The 22,526-nt window shown below is 73.9% G+C and carries 15 protein-coding genes; 2 read left to right on the plus strand and 13 right to left on the minus strand.

Features of this window, described 5'->3' with window-relative positions; genetic code table 11:
• Positions 1-82 precede the first annotated feature (82 nt).
• The 9 genes from BLR33_RS14575 to BLR33_RS14615 all read right to left on the minus strand — a co-directional run bounded on the left by BLR33_RS14575 (position 83) and on the right by BLR33_RS14615 (position 10,069).
• On the minus strand, positions 83-778 hold the full coding sequence (locus BLR33_RS14575; protein WP_093784879.1) for a LysM peptidoglycan-binding domain-containing protein: 696 nt from the start codon (positions 776-778) through the stop codon (positions 83-85).
• 503 nt (positions 779-1,281) lie between these two features.
• Positions 1,282-2,334 (minus strand): LysM peptidoglycan-binding domain-containing protein, encoded by a 1,053-nt coding sequence (locus tag BLR33_RS36935; protein WP_093784880.1) that lies wholly within the window; start codon positions 2,332-2,334, stop codon positions 1,282-1,284.
• A gap of 215 nt (positions 2,335-2,549) precedes the next feature.
• Complete coding sequence (locus BLR33_RS14585) at positions 2,550-3,812, minus strand: cytochrome P450 family protein (RefSeq protein WP_176930271.1); 1,263 nt, start codon at positions 3,810-3,812, stop codon at positions 2,550-2,552.
• A 235-nt stretch (positions 3,813-4,047) separates the two neighbouring features.
• On the minus strand, positions 4,048-4,776 hold the full coding sequence (locus BLR33_RS14590; protein WP_093784882.1) for an endonuclease V: 729 nt from the start codon (positions 4,774-4,776) through the stop codon (positions 4,048-4,050).
• Positions 4,777-4,779: 3 nt separating this feature from the next.
• Complete coding sequence (locus BLR33_RS14595; RefSeq protein WP_265737035.1) at positions 4,780-5,859, minus strand: nucleoside triphosphate pyrophosphohydrolase; 1,080 nt, start codon at positions 5,857-5,859, stop codon at positions 4,780-4,782.
• Positions 5,860-6,035: 176 nt separating this feature from the next.
• Positions 6,036-6,719: a SurA N-terminal domain-containing protein gene (locus tag BLR33_RS14600; protein WP_093784884.1), complete on the minus strand. Its 684-nt coding sequence runs from the start codon at positions 6,717-6,719 to the stop codon at positions 6,036-6,038.
• A 132-nt stretch (positions 6,720-6,851) separates the two neighbouring features.
• On the minus strand, positions 6,852-7,565 hold the full coding sequence (locus tag BLR33_RS14605) for an HNH endonuclease family protein (protein ID WP_093784885.1): 714 nt from the start codon (positions 7,563-7,565) through the stop codon (positions 6,852-6,854).
• A gap of 213 nt (positions 7,566-7,778) precedes the next feature.
• Positions 7,779-9,350 carry a serine/threonine-protein kinase gene (locus BLR33_RS14610; protein ID WP_093784886.1) on the minus strand — a complete coding sequence of 524 codons (1,572 nt, stop codon included), beginning with the start codon at positions 9,348-9,350 and terminating at the stop codon, positions 7,779-7,781.
• Complete coding sequence (locus BLR33_RS14615; protein WP_093784887.1) at positions 9,347-10,069, minus strand: hypothetical protein; 723 nt, start codon at positions 10,067-10,069, stop codon at positions 9,347-9,349. The genes BLR33_RS14610 and BLR33_RS14615 overlap by 4 nt, the downstream gene beginning before the upstream one ends.
• A 421-nt stretch (positions 10,070-10,490) precedes the next feature.
• On the opposite strand from BLR33_RS14615, the gene BLR33_RS14620 reads away from it, so the two are divergent.
• Positions 10,491-12,050: a DUF2079 domain-containing protein gene (locus tag BLR33_RS14620; protein ID WP_093784888.1), complete on the plus strand. Its 1,560-nt coding sequence runs from the start codon at positions 10,491-10,493 to the stop codon at positions 12,048-12,050.
• Between the two features lie 6 nt (positions 12,051-12,056).
• Here BLR33_RS14620 and mfd read toward each other — a convergent pair whose 3' ends face one another.
• On the minus strand, positions 12,057-15,632 hold the full coding sequence (gene mfd / locus BLR33_RS14625; RefSeq protein WP_093784889.1) for a transcription-repair coupling factor: 3,576 nt from the start codon (positions 15,630-15,632) through the stop codon (positions 12,057-12,059).
• 265 nt (positions 15,633-15,897) lie between these two features.
• On the opposite strand from mfd, the gene BLR33_RS14630 reads away from it, so the two are divergent.
• A complete protein-coding gene (locus BLR33_RS14630) occupies positions 15,898-17,877 on the plus strand; it encodes an N-acetylmuramoyl-L-alanine amidase (protein ID WP_143031691.1) in 1,980 nt (659 codons plus the stop codon).
• Positions 17,878-18,116: 239 nt separating this feature from the next.
• Here the strand turns inward: BLR33_RS14630 and BLR33_RS14635 are convergent, their stop codons facing one another.
• The 3 genes from BLR33_RS14635 to BLR33_RS14645 form a co-directional block, all read right to left on the minus strand.
• On the minus strand, positions 18,117-20,687 hold the full coding sequence (locus tag BLR33_RS14635; protein WP_093784891.1) for an ABC transporter permease: 2,571 nt from the start codon (positions 20,685-20,687) through the stop codon (positions 18,117-18,119).
• Positions 20,684-21,460, minus strand: a complete 777-nt coding sequence (locus BLR33_RS14640; RefSeq protein WP_093784892.1) for an ABC transporter ATP-binding protein — start codon at positions 21,458-21,460, stop codon at positions 20,684-20,686. The genes BLR33_RS14635 and BLR33_RS14640 overlap by 4 nt, the downstream gene beginning before the upstream one ends.
• Before the next feature lie 437 nt (positions 21,461-21,897).
• The gene (locus BLR33_RS14645) at positions 21,898-22,497 is read right to left on the minus strand and encodes a TetR/AcrR family transcriptional regulator (RefSeq protein ID WP_245771409.1); all 600 of its coding nucleotides are present in this window, start codon (positions 22,495-22,497) and stop codon (positions 21,898-21,900) included.
• Between the last annotated feature and the right edge of the window lie 29 nt (positions 22,498-22,526).

Genomic DNA, 22,526 nt, shown 5'->3' on the forward strand with positions numbered 1-22,526 from the left:
GACCGGGCACGCGAGGGGGAGAGCGCGGGCCCGGCCGGCGCGGTGCGGGACCGGTGGTCCGGGCGGGCCCGGACCGGTGGGGTCAGCCCAGGTTCAGGTGCTGGCCCGGGTAGATCAGGTCGGCGTTCTTGACGACGTCCTGGTTGAGCTGGAACAGCTTGTGCCAGCCGCCGCGGACGTGGTGCTTCGCCGCGATCTTCGACAGGGTGTCGCCGTGCACCACGGTGTAGCTGCCGGTGCCGCGCCGCCAGGTAGTGGCGGAGTGGTGGCCGGAAGCGTGGGTGCTGCCGGTGGAGGCGCTGCCCGACGACGAGGACGAGGCGGACGAAGAAGACGACGAGGACGACGAGCTGGCCGAGGAGGCCGACGACGCACTGGAGGAACCGCCGCCCGTGTTGATGTCGGGAGCGGGGCCGCCCGCGGTCAGGCCGCCGGCCGACGCGCAGGACCAGGCGCCCGGGCCCTGCAGCGCGAGCAGCTTCTCGGCGACCGCGATCTGCTGGTCCTTGGTGGCCAGGTCGGCGCGCGGCGCGTACTGCAGGCCGCCGGCCGCCTCCCAGCTGGACTGCGAGAACTGCAGGCCGCCGTAGTAGCCGTTGCCGGTGTTGATGGACCAGTCGCCGCCGGACTCGCACTGGGCGACCTTGTCCCAGGTGGCGACCGAGGCGGCCGAGGCGGAGGTGGAGGCGATCAGCGGAACGGAGATCGCGGTGCCGGCGACGCCGGCCAGGGTGGCGATACGGACAAGCCTCTTCGAGGCACGACGGTGCTTAGCCATGATGTGTGAGCCCTCACCGACGCCTGCGAGGTCAGCTGTCGGGTTCGGACGTGAGTTGCCCGGCCGGGCCGCGTGGCGGCGCTTCGGCTTCACCCCGAGCCGGACGCGGTGCCGTACGGGGCGCGGCGGCGTGCTCGTGCTGCGCGGTCGTACGGCCGGTCCGGCGGAAAGACCTTGGGTCCCCCGCTCCTGCCTGCGGCGCTTTCGCGTCGGGTGCAACCCGTGGAGCGGCGGCAGGACTCGGCGTTCCGCTCCGGACGGGGCCCGCTGTGGCGAGCGCTTAGACGTTAAGCACACCGCGCCGGGTTGTTCAAACGTTCCGAAATCGGGCGCCAACTCCCGGCACAAGATCGGCGGGTTGGTATCGCCGCAGGTCGGAGGGGTGTCGGTCGGCGCTGCGCGCTCGGGCGGTCACGCCGTCCGGCGAGATGCTTGTCACATCGGCAGCGGCGGCCGGGAGTTGATACGTCCGGTTTGCGCCCCGGCCGCCACGCGCCTTTGTTTCAGCCGAGGTTGAGGATCTGTCCCGGTTTGATGAGGTTCGGGTCGTCGCCGATCAGCTGGTGGTTCGTCTCGTAGAGCCGGTGCCAGCCGCCCTCGACATGCTCGGCCGAGGCGATACCCGACAGCGAGTCGCCCGAGCCCACGGTGTACCGATCGGCGTTCTTCGTACCGGTGTTGGACATGCCGCCGGAAGTGGCACCCGATGTGCCCTTGCTGTCGTTCTTTCCGCTTTGGCCTTCGCTGCCCGGGGTGTCCCCGGTGGTCGACCAGACCTCGGTGCGGGTGGCGCGGTCGTTCGCCGCCAGTTGCTCGTCGGTCGGGTCGTACGGCTTGGCGTGGCGGCCGGATCCCGTGCTCGGCGTCCCGCTGCCGGCGGGCGTGCTCGCGGTGCCGGCCGGCCCGGTGGGCTGCGTGCCCGGCGTCGTGGGCGTGCCCGTCGGGGTGCCCGTCGGATCGGTCGTGCCGGGGGTGGCGGGCGGTGTGGTGGCGGTGGCGGTGGGGTCGTCCGTGCCCGGGGTGGCCGGCGGTGTCGTCGGGGTGGTCGCGTCGGGGTCGCCGGTACCCGTGGGATCGGTCGGCGTGGCGGTCGGGCTCGGCTGGATGCCGGTGGGGCCCGAGGGGTTGGGCACCGGAGTGGCGGTGATGTCGATGACGGGCTTGCCGGTGTCCTTCAGCAGGCCGGTGTCGCTCTCGCAGCCGGGCCAGGCGTTCGGGCCGAGGTCGGCCAGGATCTTCTCGGCGACGGCGATCTGCTGGTCCCTGGTCGCCAGGTCCGGCCGCTTGGCGAACGCGTCGCCGCCGTAGGTGTCCCAGGTGTCCTGCGTGATCGCCAGGCCGCCGTAGAAGCCGTTGCCGGTGTTCGCGCCCCACTGGCCGCCGGTCTCGCAGATCGCCACCTTGTCCCAGGTGCCGTTCGAGGCGGCCGAGGCGGAGCCGGCGCCGATCAGGGGGAGCGCGATGCCGACACCTGTCGCGGCGGCGGTGGCCACGGTCACCACGGCCGCCGGAGCCTGCCGGGGGCGTCGGTGCCGGCCGTTACCGGACGAGAGCATGCGGTCGCCTTTCGTTCAAGCCGTACGCGCCCGGCGGCGGGGCCCGCGGCGGTACGTCGGCGTACCGCCCGCGGACGGCCTGCCGCTCGTGGGAGGCGGCGCGTCCCGCGAGGAGTCGCGTGCCTCGCGTTGACCGCAGAACGTAGCGGTGTTGGCCTACGCATCACAAGCCGGTGTAGCGATCGTCACGTCGGGATCACGGTGGTGACAGGGTGTCACGTGCCGGGCCGTATCTCGGGGGTGAACTCCACGGGCAGTGTCCGCAGTCCACGCATGATCAGACCGCCGCGCCACCGAAGTTCGGCGGGATCGGCGGCCAGGCGCAGGTCGGGCAGGCGGGTGAGCAGCGCGGCGATGGCGGTGCGCGCCTCGAGGCGGGCCAGCGGGGCGCCCAGGCAGTAATGGATGCCGTGCCCGTAGCCCAGGTGCGGGTTGTCCCGGCGGGCGAGGTCCAGGGTGTCGGGTTCGGCGAAGCGCGCGGGGTCGCGGTCGGCGGCCGCGAGGACCACCAGCACCGGGTCGCCGACGGCCACCCGCTGCCCGCCGATCCGCAGGTCCTGGGTGGCGTAGCGCCAGGTGGCCAGCTCCACCGGGCCGTCGTACCGCAGCAGTTCCTCGACGGCGGTCTCCAGCAGGGCGGTCTCACCGCGGGCCAGGGACGCCTGGAGGGCGGCGCGCTGGGCGGGGTGGCGCAGCAGGGCGTGCATGCCGTTGCCGATGAGGTTGACGGTGGTCTCGAAGCCGGCGAAGAGCAGGATGAAGGCCATGGCGGCGGCCTCGTTCTCCGTCAGGTGCTCGCCGTGGTCGCTCGCCCGGATCAGGGCGGAGATCAGGTCGTCGCCGTCGCCGCCGCGCTTGCGGTGGATCAGCTCCACCAGGTACGCCCGCATCCGCTTGACCGCCCGGGCCACTCCGCCGCGCGGGCCGCCCTGGTGACGGATCATCATCCCGGCCCAGTCGCGGAAGTCGTCCTGGTCCCGCTCCGGCACGCCCAGCAGGTCGCAGATGGCGTGGATGGGCAGCGGGAAGGCGATGTCGTGGATCAGGTCGGCCCGGCCATCGGCGGCGAAACCGTCCACGAAACGGCCGGTCAACTCCCGTACCCGGGGCTCGAAGCGGGCCACCGTGCGCGGGGTGAACGCCTTGGAGACCAGGCGGCGCAGCCTGGTGTGGTCGGGCGGGTCGATGTTGAGCAGATGGGTCATCAGGTCGGCGCTGCGCTCGCCCGGGATGCCGGTGCGCCCCTTGGCGCCGGACTCCGCCGCGTGGTGCACCGGGTTCTTGCTCAGCCGCGGGTCCGCCAGCGCCTCCCGGGCGTCGGCGTAGCGCGTCACCAGCCAGGCACTCACGCCGCTGGGCAGCTCGGTCCGGCGCACGGGGGCGTGCTCGCGCAGCCAGGCGTACGCCGGGTACGGGTCGGTGGCGAACTCCCACGTGAACAGCTCGGGGCCGTCGGGCGAGGGGGGCGTGTCGTTCACTCCCCGACCGTATCCGCAGCGCGCGGGCGCAAGGGGCGCGGGTCGGGGGTGGGCAGTCAGGGCTCGCCTCGGGTGCGCGCGCCCGGGGCCGCCGCAAGGGGCACGGCTCGGGGGGCGCGCCAGGACCGCGCGTCAAGGGGATCGCCTCAAGAGGGGCGCGGCAGTGGCGGGCGTCAAGGGCCCCTTCAAGCAGTGCGCGTCAGGGGGGCTCCCCTTACGGGCTCACCCCAAGTGCTCACCTCAAACGCTCGTCCCAAGCGCTCGCTCCCAGGGCCGCCGCCAGGGTGTCGCGGCTGAGGCGGTCGGCGTGGCGGGTGGTCTCGGGGAGCCGGTAGTGCGGCGCCAGGGCGAGCACGTGCGCGCAGGCGGTGTCCAGGTCGATGCGGTGGCCGGTGGAGACGTACACGGGCTTGACGCCGCTCTGGGTGCGCAGGGCGCGGCCGACCCGCTCGCCGTCGTCCAGGAGGTCGGCCCCGGAGCCGCGTTCGACGCCCAGGGCGCTCGGGTCGTGGCGCCCGGTGAAGGGCGTCTTGGCGACGCCCGCGGTGGGCAGCCCGGTGACGACGCCCAGGTGGCAGGCGAGGCCGAAGCGGCGCGGGTGGGACAGGCCGTGGCCGTCGCACAGCAGGAGATCGGGCACGCGGGTGAGGGCGCGCAGCGCGTCCAGCAGGACGGGCAGCTCCCGGAAGGCGAACAGGCCGGGTATGTAGGGGAAGGCGGTGGTCGCCGTGGCGGTGGCGCGCTCCACGACGGCCAGGCTCGCCGTGTCGATCACCACCACGGCCGCGGCGACCAGGTCCCCGGTGCCGCGCCCGTCGCCCGCGTAGGCGACATCGAGGCCGGCGACGAGCCGGGGCGCGGCGGGCCCGGGGCCGCGGTGGTCGGCGAGCGGGCGCAGCCGGTCCTGGAGGGCGAGCGCCTCGGCCTCGTCGCGCGGCCAGGGCCCGGGGTCGTCCACGCGCATGGGTCAGGCGTCCTCGTCGCCGGCCGCCTCGCCCCAGGGGGTGGTGTCCTGCGGGTCGGGCCCTTCCGCCGCGGGGGACACGGCGCCCTTGCGCCCGGCCTCGGCGGCGCGGATCGCGGCGCGGTAGCGGCGGGCGGCGTGCCGCAGGGCGGCCTCGGGGTCGAGGCCCGCCGCCTGGGCGGCGGCGGCCTCGGCGAGCAGGTGGTCGCCCAGCGCCGCCTCGTCTGCGTCGAGCGGGACGGGCGGGGCGGGCGGCAGCGGGAGCCCGGCGGCGCGGGCCCGGCCGGCGAGCTTGGCGCCCAGCGCGAGCGCGGGCGAGGCGAGCGGCACCCCGTCGGTCACCGAGTCGCGGGCTTTCTCCTCACCCTTCAGCCGCACCCAGTTCGCCTGGACCTGCTCGGGCGTCTCGGCCACCTCGTCGCCGTAGATGTGCGGGTGGCGGTGGATCAGCTTGGCGACCAGGCCCGCGGCCACGTCGTCGATGCCGAACGGCTCCTCGGCGTCGCCCTCGGCGATGGCGGCGTGGAAGACGACCTGCAGCAGCACGTCCCCCAGCTCCTCGCGGACCGCCGCCCGGTCGCCCTCCTCGATCGCCTCGACCAGCTCGTACATCTCCTCGATGCCGTACTTGGCCAGCTCCTCGTGGGTGCGCAGGCTGCTCCAGGGGCACTCGGCCCTGATCCGGTCCATCACCTGCACCACGTCCAGCAGGCGGGCGCCGGGCAGGTCCCAGGAGCCGGGCAGCAGTTCCAGGTCGGGCATCGCGACCCGGCCGGAGCCGCCGAGCCGGGACAGCTCGTCGGTGACCGCGCGGTCGGCGCCGCCGTCCGGCGGCAGGTAGACCACGGTGCGGCCGCCTGCGGTGGCGTCCACCAGCTCCTGGCCGGTGGGCGCGGCGGTCTCGACCCGCACCCCGGCCTCCCTCAGGTAGGGCAGCTGCGGGTGGCCGGGGTCCGCGCACAGCACGCGGTCGGCGCCGCGCAGCACTTCCCAGGCGGGCCAGGACAGCTGGCCGGGGGCGACCCGGTGGCTCATGGTGAGCAGCACCAGCCGGCCGGGTGCCGCTTCGGTCTCGTCGTTCACCCCTCGAACGTACCGTGGCGCGCGGCCACGCGGATCAGGGGCCGGGCCGGCGGTCGGGGGGGCCGGGCGGCCGGAGGGCAGGCCGAGAGACGAACCTCGCCGGGGCGCGGCGCCCGGAGGCCGGCTTCGGGCCCGAGGCGCGGGGCCGGCCTCCGGGCCCATGGGCGCGGGCCGGCTCAGGCGACCCCGGTGGTCCCGGTGTCCGGGGAGCCGCCCTGGGTCGGCAGCTGCGTCTTGGTGACGACCCAGGGCTCGCGGGCGGCGCCGATGGAGCCGGTCTTGGCGTCCCAGGTGCCGTAGCGGGGGTTGACCTGGACGTGCAGGGAGGTGGCGGTCTTGATCAGGTAGTCGTTGAGCGCCTTGGTGCCGCCGTCGCTGCCGGGCTGGTAGCCGAGCGCGGAGGTGATCTTCGACTCGGCGATCACCGTGCGGAAGAGGCTGTCGAGCTGGTTCGGGGCGATGCCGCGCTGGGTGAGCATGGCGTCCTCGAACTGCCGCTCGCTGCCGCCGAACTGCTGCAGGGCGCTCTGCCGCTCCTGCTCCACCTCGGCGGCCGAGACCGAGAGGCCCTTGTCGTCCAGCGCCTTGTCCACCACCTGGGCCTGCACCAGGGAGGTCAGCACGTGCGAGGGCAGCTGGGTGGCACCGTCCAGCGACTGCGCGGTGGCCGGCGAGGCAGCCGCCGAGGAGCGCAGGTCGTCGACCCGGGACTGCAGGGAGGCGATGGTGATCCGGTGGTCGCCGACCACCGCCGCCGCGCCGGTGTGGTCCGGACCCGAACTGCACGCGGTGAGCGCGGGCGAGGCCAGCAGCAGGGCGGCTGCGGCGAACGAGACGGCGGCGGTGCGGCGGCGGACCATGGTGCCTCCCGGCGGGAAAACAACCTCGCGTGCGATGACGGATGATCGGTCACGAGGATATTGACCCCGCCCCGCCGATATCCAGCACTCGGCGCAAGGTGATCGCGGGCGCGGCGGCGGCCCCCGGCCCGCTCACCCGGCGGGCAGCGGCTCCTTCGGGCAGGTGTCGAGCACCTTGCGCATGGCTGCCTTCTCGGCCGCGCTCACCCACAGGCCGTACTTCTTCTTCACGGCCACCTGCCGGGCGACGTACGGGCAGCGGAACGCCTTGTTCGGCGGCAGCCAGGTCGCCGTGTCGCCGTCGCTCTTGCGGCGGTTGGTGGAGGAGTCGACGGCCAGCAGGTTCAGCGGGTCGTTGGCGAAGTCCTCGCGCTTGGCCTTCGTCCAGTTCTGCGCGCCCTTCTGCCAGGCGTCCGACAGGGCCACCGCGTGGTCGATGTCCACCTTGCTCGCGCCGCGCTTGTAGACGATGCGCTTGCCCGTGTACGGGTCGGCCAGGTCACCGCCGGTGACGATGCAGTCCTTGGTGCCCGCGCGGTAGGACAGGCCGGTCAGGTCGCGCCGGAGTATGTCGTCGCGGGTGTCGCAGTGGTTGTGGTCGACGTCGGCCCAGGCGGGGCCGAACTGCGCGCGCGAGTAACCCGTCTTGGGGGCGCGGCCCTTGACGGTCAGCGCGTCGGCCGCGGCGAGGGCGCTGCCGGGGGCGCCGGTCGCCGACGCCGGGGCGCTGCCCTGGTTCCCGCTCTGGCCCGAGCCGATCGCGGTGTCCTTGCAGCCGGCGAGGCCGAGCGCCGCCGCCAGGGCGGCGGCGCACAGCAGGGCCGCCCGCGGAGTCCTCGCGTCCATCAACACACCTCGAATTTCCTTGTCCCGGGGCGCCGTTCGCCCCTGCCGCACCTCTGCCGGGCATCGACTGCCCCTTTGAGCAGCGCTGAACCGACGCCGGCCACCGCATAGATCCCCCACATGGCCGAGGGCGAACCGCCCGCGCCCCGGCCCGCGTTCACTCCGGCCCGGCGTGCGCCCCCCTTGGCGCCATGCCCGGGCCCACCCCGGGCCCTACCCCTGGACCTGGCCCAACCAGGCCAGGGTGCGGCGCACTTCGACCGGGAAGGGGTGGTGGGGCCCGCGCACCCGCTCGGCGTCGTAGAGCAGCCGGGTGAGCACGTCCCGCGCGGCCCGGCGGTCGCCAACCGACAGCAGCAGGTGGCCGATGCGGCGCCGGATGTCCAGCGGCGGGCCGGGGTCGGCGGCCGCCCAGCGCTCGAAGTACGGCAGCAGCACCCGGTACTCCGACAGGGCCGCGCCGGCCTCGCCGAGCTGCTCCAGGCACTGGGCGGCCTCGTAGCGGTACTGCAGCGCCTGGCGGTCGGCGCCGCCGTACTGCGAGGCGAACTCGTCCGACAGTCGCCGCAGTTCGGGCAGCGCCCGGCGGTACTGGCCGTCCTCCATCAGCGTCGCCGCGTACTGCTTGCGCAAGGAGCGCAGCACCGGGGAGTGCTCGCCGTGCTTCTCGGCGGCGGCCGGCAGGATCGCGCCCAGCATGTCGACGGCCTGGGTGATGCGGCCGGCGTCCAGCAGCCGCCTGACCTCGTCGATCGCGGCGGCGAGGTCGGGGCCCGCGGAGGCGGCCGGGACGGCGGCCACGGGTGGCACGGCCGGCGGACGGATGGGCGGGTGCGCCGGCGGCGCGGGGACGGCCGGGTGCGCAAAGCGGTCCGGCCACGGCGCCTGGGGGCGCAGGAAGGGCCGGGTGGGGTCCATCGGGCCGCCCGGCGCGGGGCGCGCGGCCCCGCCGTCCGGCAGCAGGGCGACCAGCTCCCCGAAGACCTCGTGGGCGCTGTCGGGCCGGTGCTGCGGGTCCTTGGCGAGCAGCCGCAGCACCAGGGACTCCAGCCGCTCGGGCACCTCGGCGCGCAGGGTGCGCAAGGGGGCGGGCGCCTCGTACAGGTGGCGGTGGAGCACGCCGAGCGCGGTGGAGCCGGCGAACGGAACCTGGCCGCTGAGCAGTTCGTGCAGCAGGACGCCGAGCGCGTACAGGTCGGTGCGCGGACCTACGGCGCCGCCCATGGCCTGCTCGGGCGCCATGTAGGCGGGGCTGCCGATGGGCGAGCCGGTGTGCGTCAGCCGGGTGGTGTCGGTGTCCATCACGGAGGCAACACCGAGGTCGAGCACGGTGACGCTGCCGTCGGTCCTGACCATCACGTTGCGCGGCTTGAGGTCGCGGTGGACGATCGGCACCGCGTGCACCGCGCACAGCGCCGCGCACAACTGGGCCGCCACCGCGACCGCCCAGGGCCACGGGTAGGGGTCGTGCTCGGCGAGGTGGTCGCTCAGGTCGGCGCCCTCGACGTACTGCATGACGAGGTAGAGCTCCTCGCCGTCGGCGCCCGCGTCGTGCACGGTGACCAGGCCGGGGTGGTCCACCTGGGCGGTGACGCGGCATTCGCGGTCGAAGCGGCGGCGCAGCTCCTCGGCGTCCTCGCCCGCGGCCACCTTGTCCGGGCGCAGCAGCTTGACGGCGACCCTGCGGTCGAGCCTGCGGTCGTAGGCGGTCCACACCTGGCCCATGCCGCCCTGGCCGATGACGGTGGCCAGCTCGTACCGCCCCGCGACGAGGCGACCGCTCATCTGCCGTCCTCCCGGCGGCCCCGGTCGCCCTGATCGCGCTCCTTGCGCAGGTAGTCGCTCAACTCGTCCAGTTCGGCGCGGACCTGGTCGATCTTGCGCGGCCCGGGCGGCGGGCCGGCCGCCGCACCGGATATCGGCGGCACGGCGGGCTGCGGCGGCTGGTGGTGCGGCTGCGCCAGGGCGGGACCGGGCACGGGAGTGGCCGGCGTGGCCGGCGTGACCGGACCGGCCACCGGGTAGCCGCCGTGCGGGTAGCCGGGTTGCGGGCCGATGGGGCCCGCGCTGCCGGTGGCCGGGCCGAGCGGCATACCGAGGCCGGTGGCGTACGGGTTGGCCGCCGGGTATCCGATGCCGGTGCCGGCCGGGGGCCACGCCTTGCGGCGGTCCGGGCCGCGGCGGCGTATGTCGGCGGCCAGGAAGTAGATCGCGCCGGCGAACATGCAGGTGATGATGAGGCCGCCGCCGGTGTTGGCCTGCCAGTCGTTGTCGTCGTCGGAGACCGCGAAGCAGACGAAGGCGATGGCGCCCATGCCCGCGGTGACGGCGAGCACCAGCCAGTCGAGGGTGCGGCGGCCGAGCACGGCGAGGTAGAGCATCCCGCCCCAGGCGAGGAAGCCCAGGCTCACAATGGGCAGCACGGTGAACACCACGCGCAGCAGCACGGCCACCGAGGAGTTGGCGGGCTTGGGCGGCGCCGCCGCCTGACCTGGGCCGTACATCTCGTGCTCCCCGACGTTCGAGTCTCATCCGCGGTCTGACAGGTGGTCAGTTCCGTGCCGTCCGCCGCCGCGCGCACGTCCCCGCCCGTGCGCGCCCACCCCTCGACGAACCCACCGCGAGCGTATCGGCCGCGGGCGACACCCGTCCCCCGCTCTCCCGCCACCTGTGGATAACTATTTCGGGGCGAACGGTTCCCCGGCGTCCCCGGCCACGGACGGCTTCGTACGGTGACGTTCGCGTGACGCTGCGCCGACGCCGCTGCGTCCTGGCTCCCGGCCCGTTCCGGGCCTCTTCCTGGCTCCGACGGGCGCGCGGTTACGGCCACCCGGGGGCCGCGGGCGCCGCGCGGGTCCCGCCGGCACAGCCCCGTCCCGTATCTTTTCCGGCAGACCCCGACCCCGCTGCCGCTGGAGGACGACGATGGAGAGGGCCGAGGCCGTCTTCCCGACACAGGAGTCCAGGGCCGCGGGCGGCACGGGCACCGCACCGCAGGCGGCACCGGGCACGGCGCGGCTGCGGCTGCCGGGCGCCCGCCTGGACCCCTACCTGCTGGCCCTGGTCTTCTTCGCCGCCTACACGGCGCTGTCGGTGACCCGCTACCGGCAGATGCTCACCATGTCCTGGGACCTCGGCATCTTCGAGCAGGCGGTCAAGTCCTACGCGCACCTGCACGCGCCCGTCGCGGACCTCAAGGGCCCCGGGTTCAACATCCTGGGCGACCACTTCAGCCCCATCACCGCCCTGATCGCCCCCTTCTACCGGGTCTTCCCGACCCCGGTGACGCTCCTGGTGGCGCAGGCGCTGCTCTTCGCGGTGTCGGTGATCCCGGTCACCAGGGTGGCCGGGCTGCTGCTCGGGCGCGGCCGCGGGCTCGCCATCGGCGTGGCCTACGCGCTGTCCTGGGGCGTGCAGAAGGCGGTGGAGTTCGACTTCCACGAGATCGCCTTCGCGATGCCGTTGCTCGCCTTCTCCCTGGAGGCGGTGCTGCGCAGGCGGTGGGCGGCCGCGATGTGGTGGGCGGTGCCGCTGGTCTTCGTCAAGGAGGACATGGGGATCACGGCCGCGGCGATCGGCGTCATCGTCTGGTGGCGCACCCGCGAGCCGCGCCCTTCCAACGCCCCCGGGGCGGCGGCCGGCGCCGAGGAGCCCGCCGAGGGCGCGGAGGAAGACGCCCAGGAGGGCGAGGCGGCCCGGGAGCCCTCGGACGCCGACCGCTACGGCCCCTGGGCGGTCGGCCTGGCCGGCTTCGGCGTCGCGGTCTCCGCGCTCGCCTTCGGCGTGATCATCCCGGCCTTCAACAAGACCGGCGGCTACGACTACTGGAACAAGCTCAGCGGCGACGGCGCCCCCATGCCGGGCCACATCCCCTTCGCCACCGCCGTGCACACCCTGCTGTGGATCCTGCTGCCGACCAGCGGGCTGCTCGCCCTGCGCTCGCCGCTGTTCCTGGCCGCCCTGCCCACCATCGGCTGGCGGTTCGTCTCCCACGACGACCACTACTGGGGCACCGACTGGCACTACAGCGCGGTGCTGATGCCCGTGGTGGTGCTCGCCTTGGTGGACGCCGCCGCCAACTCCCGCAGGAGTCCGCGGCCGTGGCTGCGCTCCTACGCCTCGGGCGCGCCGGCCGCCGTCGCGGGGGCGGCGCTCGCCCTGACCCTCACGCTGCCGCTGGCCTCGCTCCAGCACACCGCCACCTACAAGGTGGACGCGCGCACCAAGGCGGTGGAGAAGGTGCTGGACCAGATCCCGGACGGCGCCACGGTGGAGGCCAACGTCGGCCCGATCAGCCGCCTGGTGCGCCGCACGACCGTCTACTGGGTGGGCGACACCAAGAACATCACCCCGCAGTACATCGCCCTGGACAACACCTCGGGCTGGGCCGGCGACCCGGTCGCCTACGCCAAGCAGCTGCACCCGGCGGCGACGTACACACAGGTCGCCGCCGCCCAGGGGTACGTGGTGCTGCGCCGGATGTGATCCGCCTCAGTTGTCCAGCACCGTGGTGAGGAACTGCGCCGTCCACTCCAGCAGTTCGCGCCCCACCAGCGGCTTGCCGCCGATCCGCGCGGTGGCCGGGCGCGGCACCAGCACCTGCCGGGTCGCCTGCTTGACCACCGAGCGCGGGTAGATCCGCTGCAGGCGCAGCTCCTGCGACTCGCGCAGCTCCACCGGGCCGAAGCGCACATTGGCGCCCTGGAGGGTGATGTCGGCGACGCCCACCTTGCGGGCCAGGATGCGCAAGGAGGCGACCATCAGCAGGTTCTCCACCGGTTCGGGCAGCTTGCCGTAGCGGTCGGCCAGCTCCTCGCGCACCGCGGCCACGTCCTCCTCGGAGTTCGCCGCCGCGATCGAGCGGTACGCCTGCAGGCGCAGCCGCTCGCCGGGCGCGTAGTCGTGCGGCACATGGGCATCGACCGGCAGCTCGATCTTCACCTCCAGCAGCGTCTCCTCCGGCTCCCCGCCGGTCTCCAGCGCCGCCCGGTAGTCGGCGACCGCCTCGCCGACCATCCGCACGTACAGGTCGAAGCCGACGCCGGCGATGTGCCCCGACTGCTCCCCGCCCAGCAGGTTGCCGGCGCCGCGGATCTCCAGGTCCTTCATCGCCACGTACATGCCCGCGCCCATCTCGGTGTGCTGGGCGATGGTGGCCAGCCGCTCGTGCGCGGTCTCGGTGAGCGGCTTCTCCGGCGGGTAGAGGAAGTACGCGTAGCCGCGCTCGCGGGAGCGGCCCACCCGGCCGCGCAGCTGGTGCAGCTGGGACAGGCCGAAGGTGTCACCCCGCTCGACGATCAGGGTGTTGGCGTTGGAGATGTCGATGCCGGACTCGACGATGGTGGTGGACACCAGGACGTCGAACCGCTTCTCCCAGAAGTCGACCACGACCTGTTCGAGCTGCGCCTCGCCCATCTGCCCGTGCGCGGTGGCGATCCGCGCCTCGGGGACGATCTCGCGCAGCCTGGCGGCGGCCCGGTCGATGGACTCCACCCGGTTGTGGATGTAGAACACCTGGCCCTCGCGCAGCAGTTCGCGCCGCACCGCCGCGCCGATCTGCTTCTCCTCATAGGGTCCGACGAACGTCAGCACCGGGTGGCGCTCCTCGGGCGGCGTGGTGATGGTCGACATCTCGCGGATGCCGGTCACCGCCATCTCCAGGGTGCGCGGGATGGGCGTGGCCGACATGGTGAGCACGTCGACGTTGGCCCGCAGCTTCTTCAGCTGCTCCTTGTGCTCCACGCCGAAGCGCTGCTCCTCGTCCACGATCACCAGGCCGAGGTCCTTGAATCGGGTCTCGGAGGCGAAGAGGCGGTGGGTGCCGATCACCACGTCCACCGAGCCGTCGCGCAGCCCCTCCAGGACCGCCTTGGCCTCGGTGTCGGTCTGGAACCGGGACAGCGCGCGGACGTTCACCGGGAACTGCGCGTAGCGCTCGGAGAAGGTGCCGAAGTGCTGCTGCACGAGCAGCGTGGTGGGCACCAGCACGGCGACCTGCTTGCCGTCCTGCACCGCCTTGAAGGCCGCGCGCACCGCGATCTCGGTCTTGCCGTAGCCGACGTCGCCGCAGATCAGCCGGTCCATCGGCACGGACTTCTCCATGTCCGACTTGACCTCGGCGATGGTGGTGAGCTGGTCGGGGGTCTCGGCGTAGGGGAAGGCGTCCTCCAGCTCGCGCTGCCAGGGGGTGTCGGGGCCGAAGGAGTGGCCGGGGGCGGCCATCCGCGCCGAGTAGAGCCGGATCAGGTCGCCGGCGATCTCCTTGACGGCCTTCTTCGCCCGCGCCTTGGTCTTCGTCCAGTCCGCGCCGCCCAGCCGGTGCAGCGAGGGCGCCTCGCCGCCGACGTACTTGGTGACCTGCTCCAGCTGGTCGGTTGGCACGAAGAGCCGGTCGCCCGGCTGGCCGCGCTTGGCGGGCGCGTACTCCACCACCAGATACTCGCGGGTGGCGCCCTGGACGGTGCGCTGGACCATCTCCACGTAGCGGCCGACGCCGTGCTGCTCGTGCACGATGTAGTCGCCGCTGGTGAGGGTGAGCGGGTCGATGGTCTTGCGGCGCCGCGAGGGCATGCGGCCCATGTCCTTGGCGGTGGAGCGCTGCCCGGACAGGTCGGTCTCGGTGAGCACGGCGACGCGCAGCTGCGGGTCGACGAAGCCGTGCTCCAGGGAGCCGGTCGCCACCTGGACCACCGAGGGTGCCAGGTCGCCTCCCGCGGGCACGTCCAGCGCCAGGCGGGCGGCGATGCCCTCGCCGCCCAGGACCTCCACCAGGCGGGCGGCCGGACCGTGGCCCTCGGTGACGTAGACCGCGCGCCAGCCGTCGGCCAGCCACCCCTTGGTGTCGGCCAGGGCGCGGGCAGTGTCGCCGCGGTAGATCTCAGGGGCGTGCATGCCCAGCCGCAGGGTGTCGCCGAACTCCAGCTCGGGGCCGGCCGGGCGGTCCGGGCCGGCCGGCTCGTCGGCCGCGAAGGGGCTCACCGACCACCAGGGCAGGCCCAGCTCGCGGGCCCGGTCGCGGACATCGGCGATGGAGCGCAGGGAGGCCGCGCCCAGGTCGATGGGCGCCTGGCCGCCGCCTGCGGACGCCGCCCAGGACGCCTCCAGGAACTCGCGGGAGGTCGCCACCAGGTCCGCCGCCCTGGTGCGCACCCGCTCCGGGTCGCACACCACCGCCATGGAGCCGGCCGGCAGGACGTCCAGCAGCAGCTCCATGTCGTCGACCAGGACCGGCGCCAGGGACTCCATGCCCTCCACCGCGATGCCCTCGGCGATCTTGCCCAGCAGCTCGTCCAGCTCCGGGTGCTGCTCGGCGAGCCGGGCGGCCCGGGCCCGCACCTCGTCGGTGAGCAGCAGCTCGCGGCAGGGCGGCGCCCACAGGCCGTGCTCGGCGACCTCCAGGGAGCGCTGGTCGGCGACCTTGAAGTAGCGGATCTCCTCCACCTCGTCGCCCCAGAACTCCACCCGCAGCGGGTGCTCCTCGGTGGGCGGGAAGACGTCCAGGATGCCGCCGCGCACGGCGAACTCCCCGCGCTTCTCCACCAGCTCCACCCGGGAGTACGCGGCCGCGGCCAGCCCGTCCACGACCTCCTGCAGGTCGGCGGAGGCGCCCGTGGCCAAGGAGACCGGCTCCAGGTCGCCCAGCCCCTTGACCTGCGGCTGCAGCACCGACCTCACGGGGGCGACGACGACCTGGACGGGCCCGGCCGCCGGGTCGTCGGCCCGCGGGTGGGCCAGGCGGCGCAGCACGGCGAGGCGGCGGCCCACGGTGTCGCTGCGCGGCGAGAGCCGCTCGTGCGGCAGCGTCTCCCAGGAGGGGTACTCCGCGACGGCGTCCGGCGGCAGCAGGGAGCGCAGCGCGGCCGCGAGGTCCTCGGCCTCGCGGCCGGTCGCGGTGACGGCGAGCACGGTGCGGCGGGCGCGCGCGGCAAGGGCGGCGACCACCAGGGGGCGGGCGGCCGGCGGCCCCACCAGGTCCACCTGGGGGCGCGTGCCGGAGGAGGCGGCGGCCACCGCCTCGGCGAGGGCGGCGTCCTCGACGACGACGTCGACCAGACCGTTCAGACTCATCAGGATTCCGTCCAGGGAAGAGGCGATGCCGGAGCACGGGGCCGGCGGCGGGGCGACCGGGCGGCCGCGGCGGCTTTCCGGGGCATCCCGGGCAACGCGAACCGCCCGACACGTCACACGGGCCGGGGTCCCCCCAGCGTACGACGTACCGGTGACAGGCACCGCCGGACCGCCGTTGCGCGCCCGTACGGCCGGGTACGCGCTGTTACCGTGCCCGCTCCGGGCGCGGGCACCGGCCCGCCCGACCGAGCACCGCGGAGGAGCCTTGCGGCCAGACGTCCGGCACGAGCACGAGGGCAGGCAGCGCCCCAGGGGGCGGCGGGCGCGGACATGGGCGGCGGTGGCCGCCCTCACGGCGGGGACGCTCGCCTGGTCCGGCACCGCCGCGGCCGCACCGGGCACGAGCGGCCTGCAGCGGGACTTCGCGGCCGCCGCCCGGGAGTTCCACGTGCCGCAGGGCCTGCTCATGGCGGTCGCCTACCAGCAGAGCCGGTGGGAGGGCCACGACGGGCTGCCCAGCACCACCGGCAACTACGGCGTGATGGGCCTGGTCCACGTGGACGATGCCGCCCTGCGCGCGGCCGGCGCCCGCCCGCAGGCCCCTGCCTACCGCACCCTGGACGCCGCCGCGGCCCTGATCGGGCAGAGCGCCGCCGCGCTGCGCGGCGACCCGCGGCAGAACGTGCGCGGGGGCGCCGCCCTGCTGGCGCGCTACGAGCGGCAGCTCGCCGGGCGCCTGCCGGCCGACCCGGGCGCCTGGTACGGGGCCGTGGCCCGCTTCGGCCAGTCCCCCGACGCGGAGGGTGCCGCCCAGTACGCCGACCGCGTCTACGCCACCTTGCGCGCGGGTATGGCGCGCACCACCGCGGACGGCCGGCAGGTCACCCTGGCGGCGAACCCCTCGGTGGCACCGCGGACCTCCGCCCTGCGCGCCCTCGCCCTGCCGCACGCGGCGGCCGAGGCCCGGGCGGCCACCCGCGGCGGGACGGCCGCCTTCGCGCCCGAGTGCCCCTCCGGCCTGGCGTGCGACGTGGTCCCCGCCGCCTACCGGCTCAACGACCCCAAGGACAAGGCGAGCTACGGCAACTACGACCTGGCGGACCGGCCGGCGGACGGCAACGCGATCCGCTACATCGTCGTCCACGACACCGAGGGCGGCTACGCCGGCTCCCTGGCGTCCTTCCAGGACCCCGCCTCGCTGGCCGCGCCGCACTACCTGGTGCGCTCCTCCGACGGCCTGGTGACGCAACTGGTGCCCACCAGGGACATCGCCTGGCACGCCGGCAACTACTACGTCAACACGCACGCGATCGGCATCGAGCACGAGGGCTTCGCCATCTCGGGCGCCTCCTGGTACACCGAGTCCCTCTACGAGTCCTCCGCCGCCCTGGTGCGCTACCTGGCCGCGCGCTTCGGGGTGCCCCTGGACCGCGCGCACGTGATCGGCCACGACGACGTGCCGGCCCCGCAGCCCGCGCAGCTGCCCGGCATGCACTGGGACCCGGGCCCCTACTGGGACTGGGCGCACTACCTGGACCTGCTGAGCGCCGCCCCGGCCGGCAGCCGCACCCCGGTCGTGGGCCGCCCGATCACGATCGACCCGCCTTTCACGCAGGCGAACGAACCCCAGGTGACCGGGTGCGGCACCAAGGTGTGCAGGTCCCAGCCGGCGAACTTCGTCCCGCTGCGCGCCGCCCCCTCGCCGACGGCCCCGCTGATCGGCGACCCGGTGATGGCAAGTCACCACGGCGCGGACGGCACCACCGACGCGGCGGACCTGACCGACAAGGCCGAGGCGGGGCAGACCTTCGTGGTGGCCGCCGTCCAGGGCGACTGGACGGCGATCTGGTACGGCGGCCGCGAGGCGTGGTTCGCCGACCCGGGCGGCGCCAACGCCGTCGTGCCCGCCGGCGGCGGGCTCACCGTCACCCCGGCGGGCGACTCGGCGGTGCCCGTCTACGGGCGGGCCTACCCGGAGGCGTCCGCTTACCCCGCGGTGCTCGCCCCCGTCGCCGCCAAGAGCACCCAGGCGGTGGTGCCGCTGGGCTACACGATCCCGGCCGGGCAGCACTACATGGCGAGCGCGCCCGTGGCGGCGGACTACTTCTACGCCCGGAACATCGACCAGAGCGCGCCCGGCGACGACACCAGGGTGGTGGGGTCCGCGATGTACTACCCGATCCGCTTCAACCACCGGCTGGGGTTCGTCAAGGCGTCGGACGTGGCGGTGCGGGCGCTGCCCTGAGCGGGGAGGGAACGTGCCCGGTGGGGGCCCGGGGAGGTCTTGGAGGGGCCCTGGGCGGCCCTCCGGGCGCCTTCCGGGGCCTTCCGCAGGTGCTGTTCCCCGCAAGGCTGGCGCGGCACGCGGACGGCGGCCCCGGCTGCGCGGGCTTCGCGCTGCCGGGGCCGCCGGGGGTGGTGCGGGGCCGGGCCCGTCGTGGGCCCGTCGTAGGCCTCCTGTGGGCCCGCCGTGGGCCAATACAGCTAGTCGGTGGCGATGGCGTTGAGGACGTTCATCCGCGCGGCCCGGAAGGCCGGCAGGAGCGCGGCCAGCAGGCCGACCACCGCGGAGGCGACGAAGACCACCACGATCGTCGTCCAGGGGATCTGGAGGATGCCCAGGCCCTGGGAGGCCAGCACCCGCTGGGCGGTGGAGCCCCAGCCGAGGCCGAGGCCCAGGCCCACCACCGCGCCGAAGAGCGCGATGACCACCGACTCCAGCCGGATCATCCGGCGCATCTGGCGGCGCGAGGTGCCGATCGCGCGCATCAGGCCGATCTCCCGGGTCCGCTCCACCACCGACAGCGCCAGGGTGTTGACCACGCCGAGCACCGCCACGATGATCGCCAGCGCCAGCAGCGCGTAGATCATGTAGAGCAGCTGGTTGACCTGATTGCGGATCAGTTTCTTGTAGTCCGCCTGGTTGCGTACGTCGATCTGCGGGTAGTCGTGCGCGGCCGCCTTCAGGGAGGCGTACGCCTGCGCCGCCTTACCGTCGGATGCCTTGGCGAACATCATGAAGTCGCCGGGCATCCGGTCGGCGGGCAGGTAGCTGCGGGCGGTGCTGATCGCGGTGAACATGGTGCCGTGCTCGATGGCGGTGTCGTCACTGGTGACTGCGGCGACCTTCAGGTGCGCGGTGCGGCCGCCGACGAAGGCGACGGTCATGGTGTCGCCGACCTTGACGTGGTTGTCCTTGGCGAAGCCCTCGGGCACCGACATGGCGTCCTTGCCGTAGGCGTCGGAGAGGCGGCCGGAGACGGTGTCCAGTCGCAGGTCCTCGGGATAGGTCGGGGAGGCGGCGCTGAGCTCGTCCTTGACCTTCTTGCCGGACGGGGTGGTCAGGGTGGCGTTGACGATCGTGTAGTCGGTGAAGCGGGCGATGTCACGGGCCGACCTGATCGCCTTGGCAGCGGCCGGGGTGATGGGCTGGTTGCCGTTGCTGCCGACCTGGATGATGAAGTCCGCGCCGACGGACTTGTCGAGCTGGTCGTTGGCGGAGGCCACCATGGAGGAGCCGACCACCGACATCCCCGCGACCAGGGCCAGTCCGATCATCAGCGCGGAGGCGGTCGCCCCGGTGCGGCGCGGGTTGCGCAGCGCGTTGCGCTCGGCGAGCCGGCCCATGGGTCCGAAGAAGCGCAGGCTGAGGGCGCTGACCGCGCGGACCACGACGCCGGCGAGCAGCGGGCCGACGATGACGAAGCCCACCAGGGTGAGCAGCACGCCGAGCCCGAGCAGTCCGCCGCCGGACGCGGCCTTGTCCGCCTGGGAGGCGCCGACCAGCGCCAGGGCGCCCGCCGCGCACACCAGGATGCCGAGCGCGGCCCTGATCCGGCCGGTGCGGGCGTCGGCCGGGGTGCCGGCGTCGCGCAGGGCGGCCATCGGGGAGATCCGCCCGGCCCGGCGGGCGGGCACGTAGGCGGAGACCACGGTCACCAGGACGCCGATCGCCAGGCCGACGAGCGGGGTGGTCGCCTTGATGGTCAGCTCGGAGGTGTCGAGCTTCAAACCGGCCTTGCCCATGAGCTTCATCAGGCCGACGGCCAGGCCGATGCCGCCGCCGATGCCGGCCACCGAGCCGGTGACGCCGAGCATCACGGCCTCGATCAGCACCGAGCGGTTGACCTGGCGCCTGCTGGAGCCCAGCGCCCGCATCAGGCCGATCTCCCTGGTGCGCTGGGCGACCAGCATGGAGAACGTGTTGACGATCAGGAAGATGCCGACCAGGACGGCGATCCCGGCGAAGCCGAGCATCGCGTACTTCATGAAGTCCAGGAAGCCGCCGAGGTCGTCCTTCTCCTTCTTGGTGGTCTCGGCCGCGGTGTCGACGGTGTAGCCGCGGCCGATGACCGCTTGGACGTTCGCCTTGAGCTGCGCGTCGGTGACGCCCTTGGCGGCGGTCAGGCCGAAGCCGGTGTAGGCGTCGGTGCGGCCGAGCAGCTTGGCCTGCGCGGTGGGGGTGTCCACGTACACCACGGCGGCGCCGGGGTTGGTGGACTTGAAGGTGACGATGCCGGTCAGGGTGACGCGGAAGTCGCCCGGCTGGGCGATGACCCGCAGGGTGTCGCCGAGCTTGAGGTGCTTGGCCTTGGCGGTGTCGGCGTCGATCACCGCGTCGTCGGGGCCCTGGGGCAGGTGGCCCGAGGTGAGGCCGACGGCCTTGGTCTCGGTGGCGTCCCAGTTGCTGACGATGGTCGGTGCGCCCGAGGACGGGCTGATCCTGTCGTTGTGCGCGTCGGCGACGGTGACGTCCTGGCTGGTGACGTCGGGCACCGCGGAGGCGACGCCGGGGACGTGGGCGAGCGTGCCCCGCAGGGCGGCCGGCACGGTGTCCGGGATGCCGGTCGCCTGCTCGTGCTTGACCTCCTTGGCGCTCACGGTGACGTCGGAGGCGGTGTTGCCGAAGAGTTTGTCGAAGGTCGCGGTCATCGTGTCGGTGAAGACGAGGGTGCCGCAGATGAACGCCACCGACAGCAGGACGGCGACGCCGGAGAGGGCCATGCGGCCCTTGTGCGCGAAGAAGTTGCGCACCGAGGTCTTCATGACGGTCACGACGTCCTCCCGCGGCCGTCGAAGGACTTCATGCGCTCCAGCACGGTCTCGGCGGTGGGGTCGGCCATGTCGTCGACGATGCGGCCGTCGGCGAGGTAGAGCACGCGGTCGGCGTAGGAGGCGGCGACCGGGTCGTGGGTGACCATCACGATGGTCTGGCCGAGTTCGTCCACCGAGCGGCGCAGGAAGCCGAGCACCTCGGCGCCGGCCCGCGAGTCCAGGTTGCCGGTCGGCTCGTCGCCGAAGATGATCTCGGGCCGCGCGGCCAGGGCGCGGGCCACGGCGACGCGCTGCTGCTGGCCGCCGGAGAGCTGGGTGGGGCGGTGCTTGAGCCGGCCGCCGAGGCCGACGGTCTCCACGACGCGGTCCATCCAGTCGCGGTCGACCCTGCGGCCTGCGATGTCCATCGGAAGGGTGACGTTCTCCGCCGCGTTGAGCGTCGGCAGCAGGTTGAAGGACTGGAAGATGAAGCCGATCTTGTCCCGCCTCAGCCGGGTGAGCTTCTTGTCCTTCAGCCCGGTGATCTCGGTCCCGCCGATCCAGATGCGGCCCTCGGTGACCGTGTCGAGCCCGGCCAGGCAGTGCATCAGGGTGGACTTGCCCGAGCCGGAGGGGCCCATGATCGCGGTGAAGCGGCCGCGGACGATGTCCACGTCGACCGCGTCGAGCGCCACCACGCGGGTCTCCCCCGCGCCGTACGCCTTGGTCACCGAGCGCCCCGCCGCGGCAACGGCCGAACGTTCTCCGCTGCCCCCAGCCGTGGGAACCGTCATAGCCGTCGTCACTTCTGTCTCCCGTTGGGTGTGTTCGCGTGTCCGGTGTGCTCTTCGGTGTTCTTCAGCCTGCTGGACGGGCCGCCGCCGCACGATGGGGCGGGTCCCCGGCTTCGGGGTGGGGCTGTCCCCACCCCCGGCCAGGCGGCACCTCGCGGTCTGCTCTTCGAAGGTATGCAGCGCGGGAGAGGCGATCGTCATCCGCCGGAACGAACCGCCGATCGCCCGAAGTAGGTGCCTCCCCCTAGGGGTCTGCCACCTGGGTCGCACATCGGCTTCAGGGTCGACGGCCCCGGTCGTACGGGCCTCGTACGGGCCTCCTGCGGTCCCGTTGCGACCGCGCTGCAGGTCCGGTGCGAAGCCGCTGCGGGACCCTGGCGCCCCATCAGACGCGGTCAGGCCCAGTCAGAGGCCCAGTCAGGCCTAATCGAGCGCGGTCAGCCGCGCAGGGCGGCGATGCCCACGTCGAGGGCCGCTTCGAGGTGGGTCAGCCGGCCGGTCTGCATCAGGATCGACACCCCGCCCTGGATGCCGGCGAGCAGGGCCGCGCCCGTCTGCTCCGGCTCGACGTCCGCCGCAATGGCGCCCTGCTCGCGCATCGCGACGATCCCGTCGGTGATCTTGCGCTGCCACTGCTCCAGCAGCCGCGCGGTCACCTCCTGGGAGGCGGGCGTGCTGCGGGTGAGCGATGTCGTCAGGACGCCCAGGGGGCAAGAGGTGCCCTGCTCGCGGTAGCGGGCGACCACCGCGTCGCGCCAGGCGTCCCAAGCCGCCCAGGAGGTGAGGTCGCTGAGGAAGGGCTCCTGGTCGAGCAGCACCCGGTCGGCCTCGTGCTGGGCCACCGCGTGCAGCAGCTGCTCGCGGCCGTCGGGGAAGTAGTGGAAGAGCTGGCTCTTGCTGGTGGCGGTGGCGCGGCAGATGTCGTCCAGGGTGGTGGCCACCACGCCGCGGGCGCGGAACTCCGCGGCGGCGCCCGCCACGATGCGTTCGCGGGTGGCGCGCCCCTTGGCGGTCAGCTTCGGTGTCCTGGACTGCACGCTTCCAGGGTCGCACACATGGCGGCGCC

The sequence above is a fragment of the Actinacidiphila guanduensis genome (genome assembly GCF_900103985.1).
GTDB classification, from domain to species: Bacteria; Actinomycetota; Actinomycetes; order Streptomycetales; family Streptomycetaceae; genus Actinacidiphila; species Actinacidiphila guanduensis.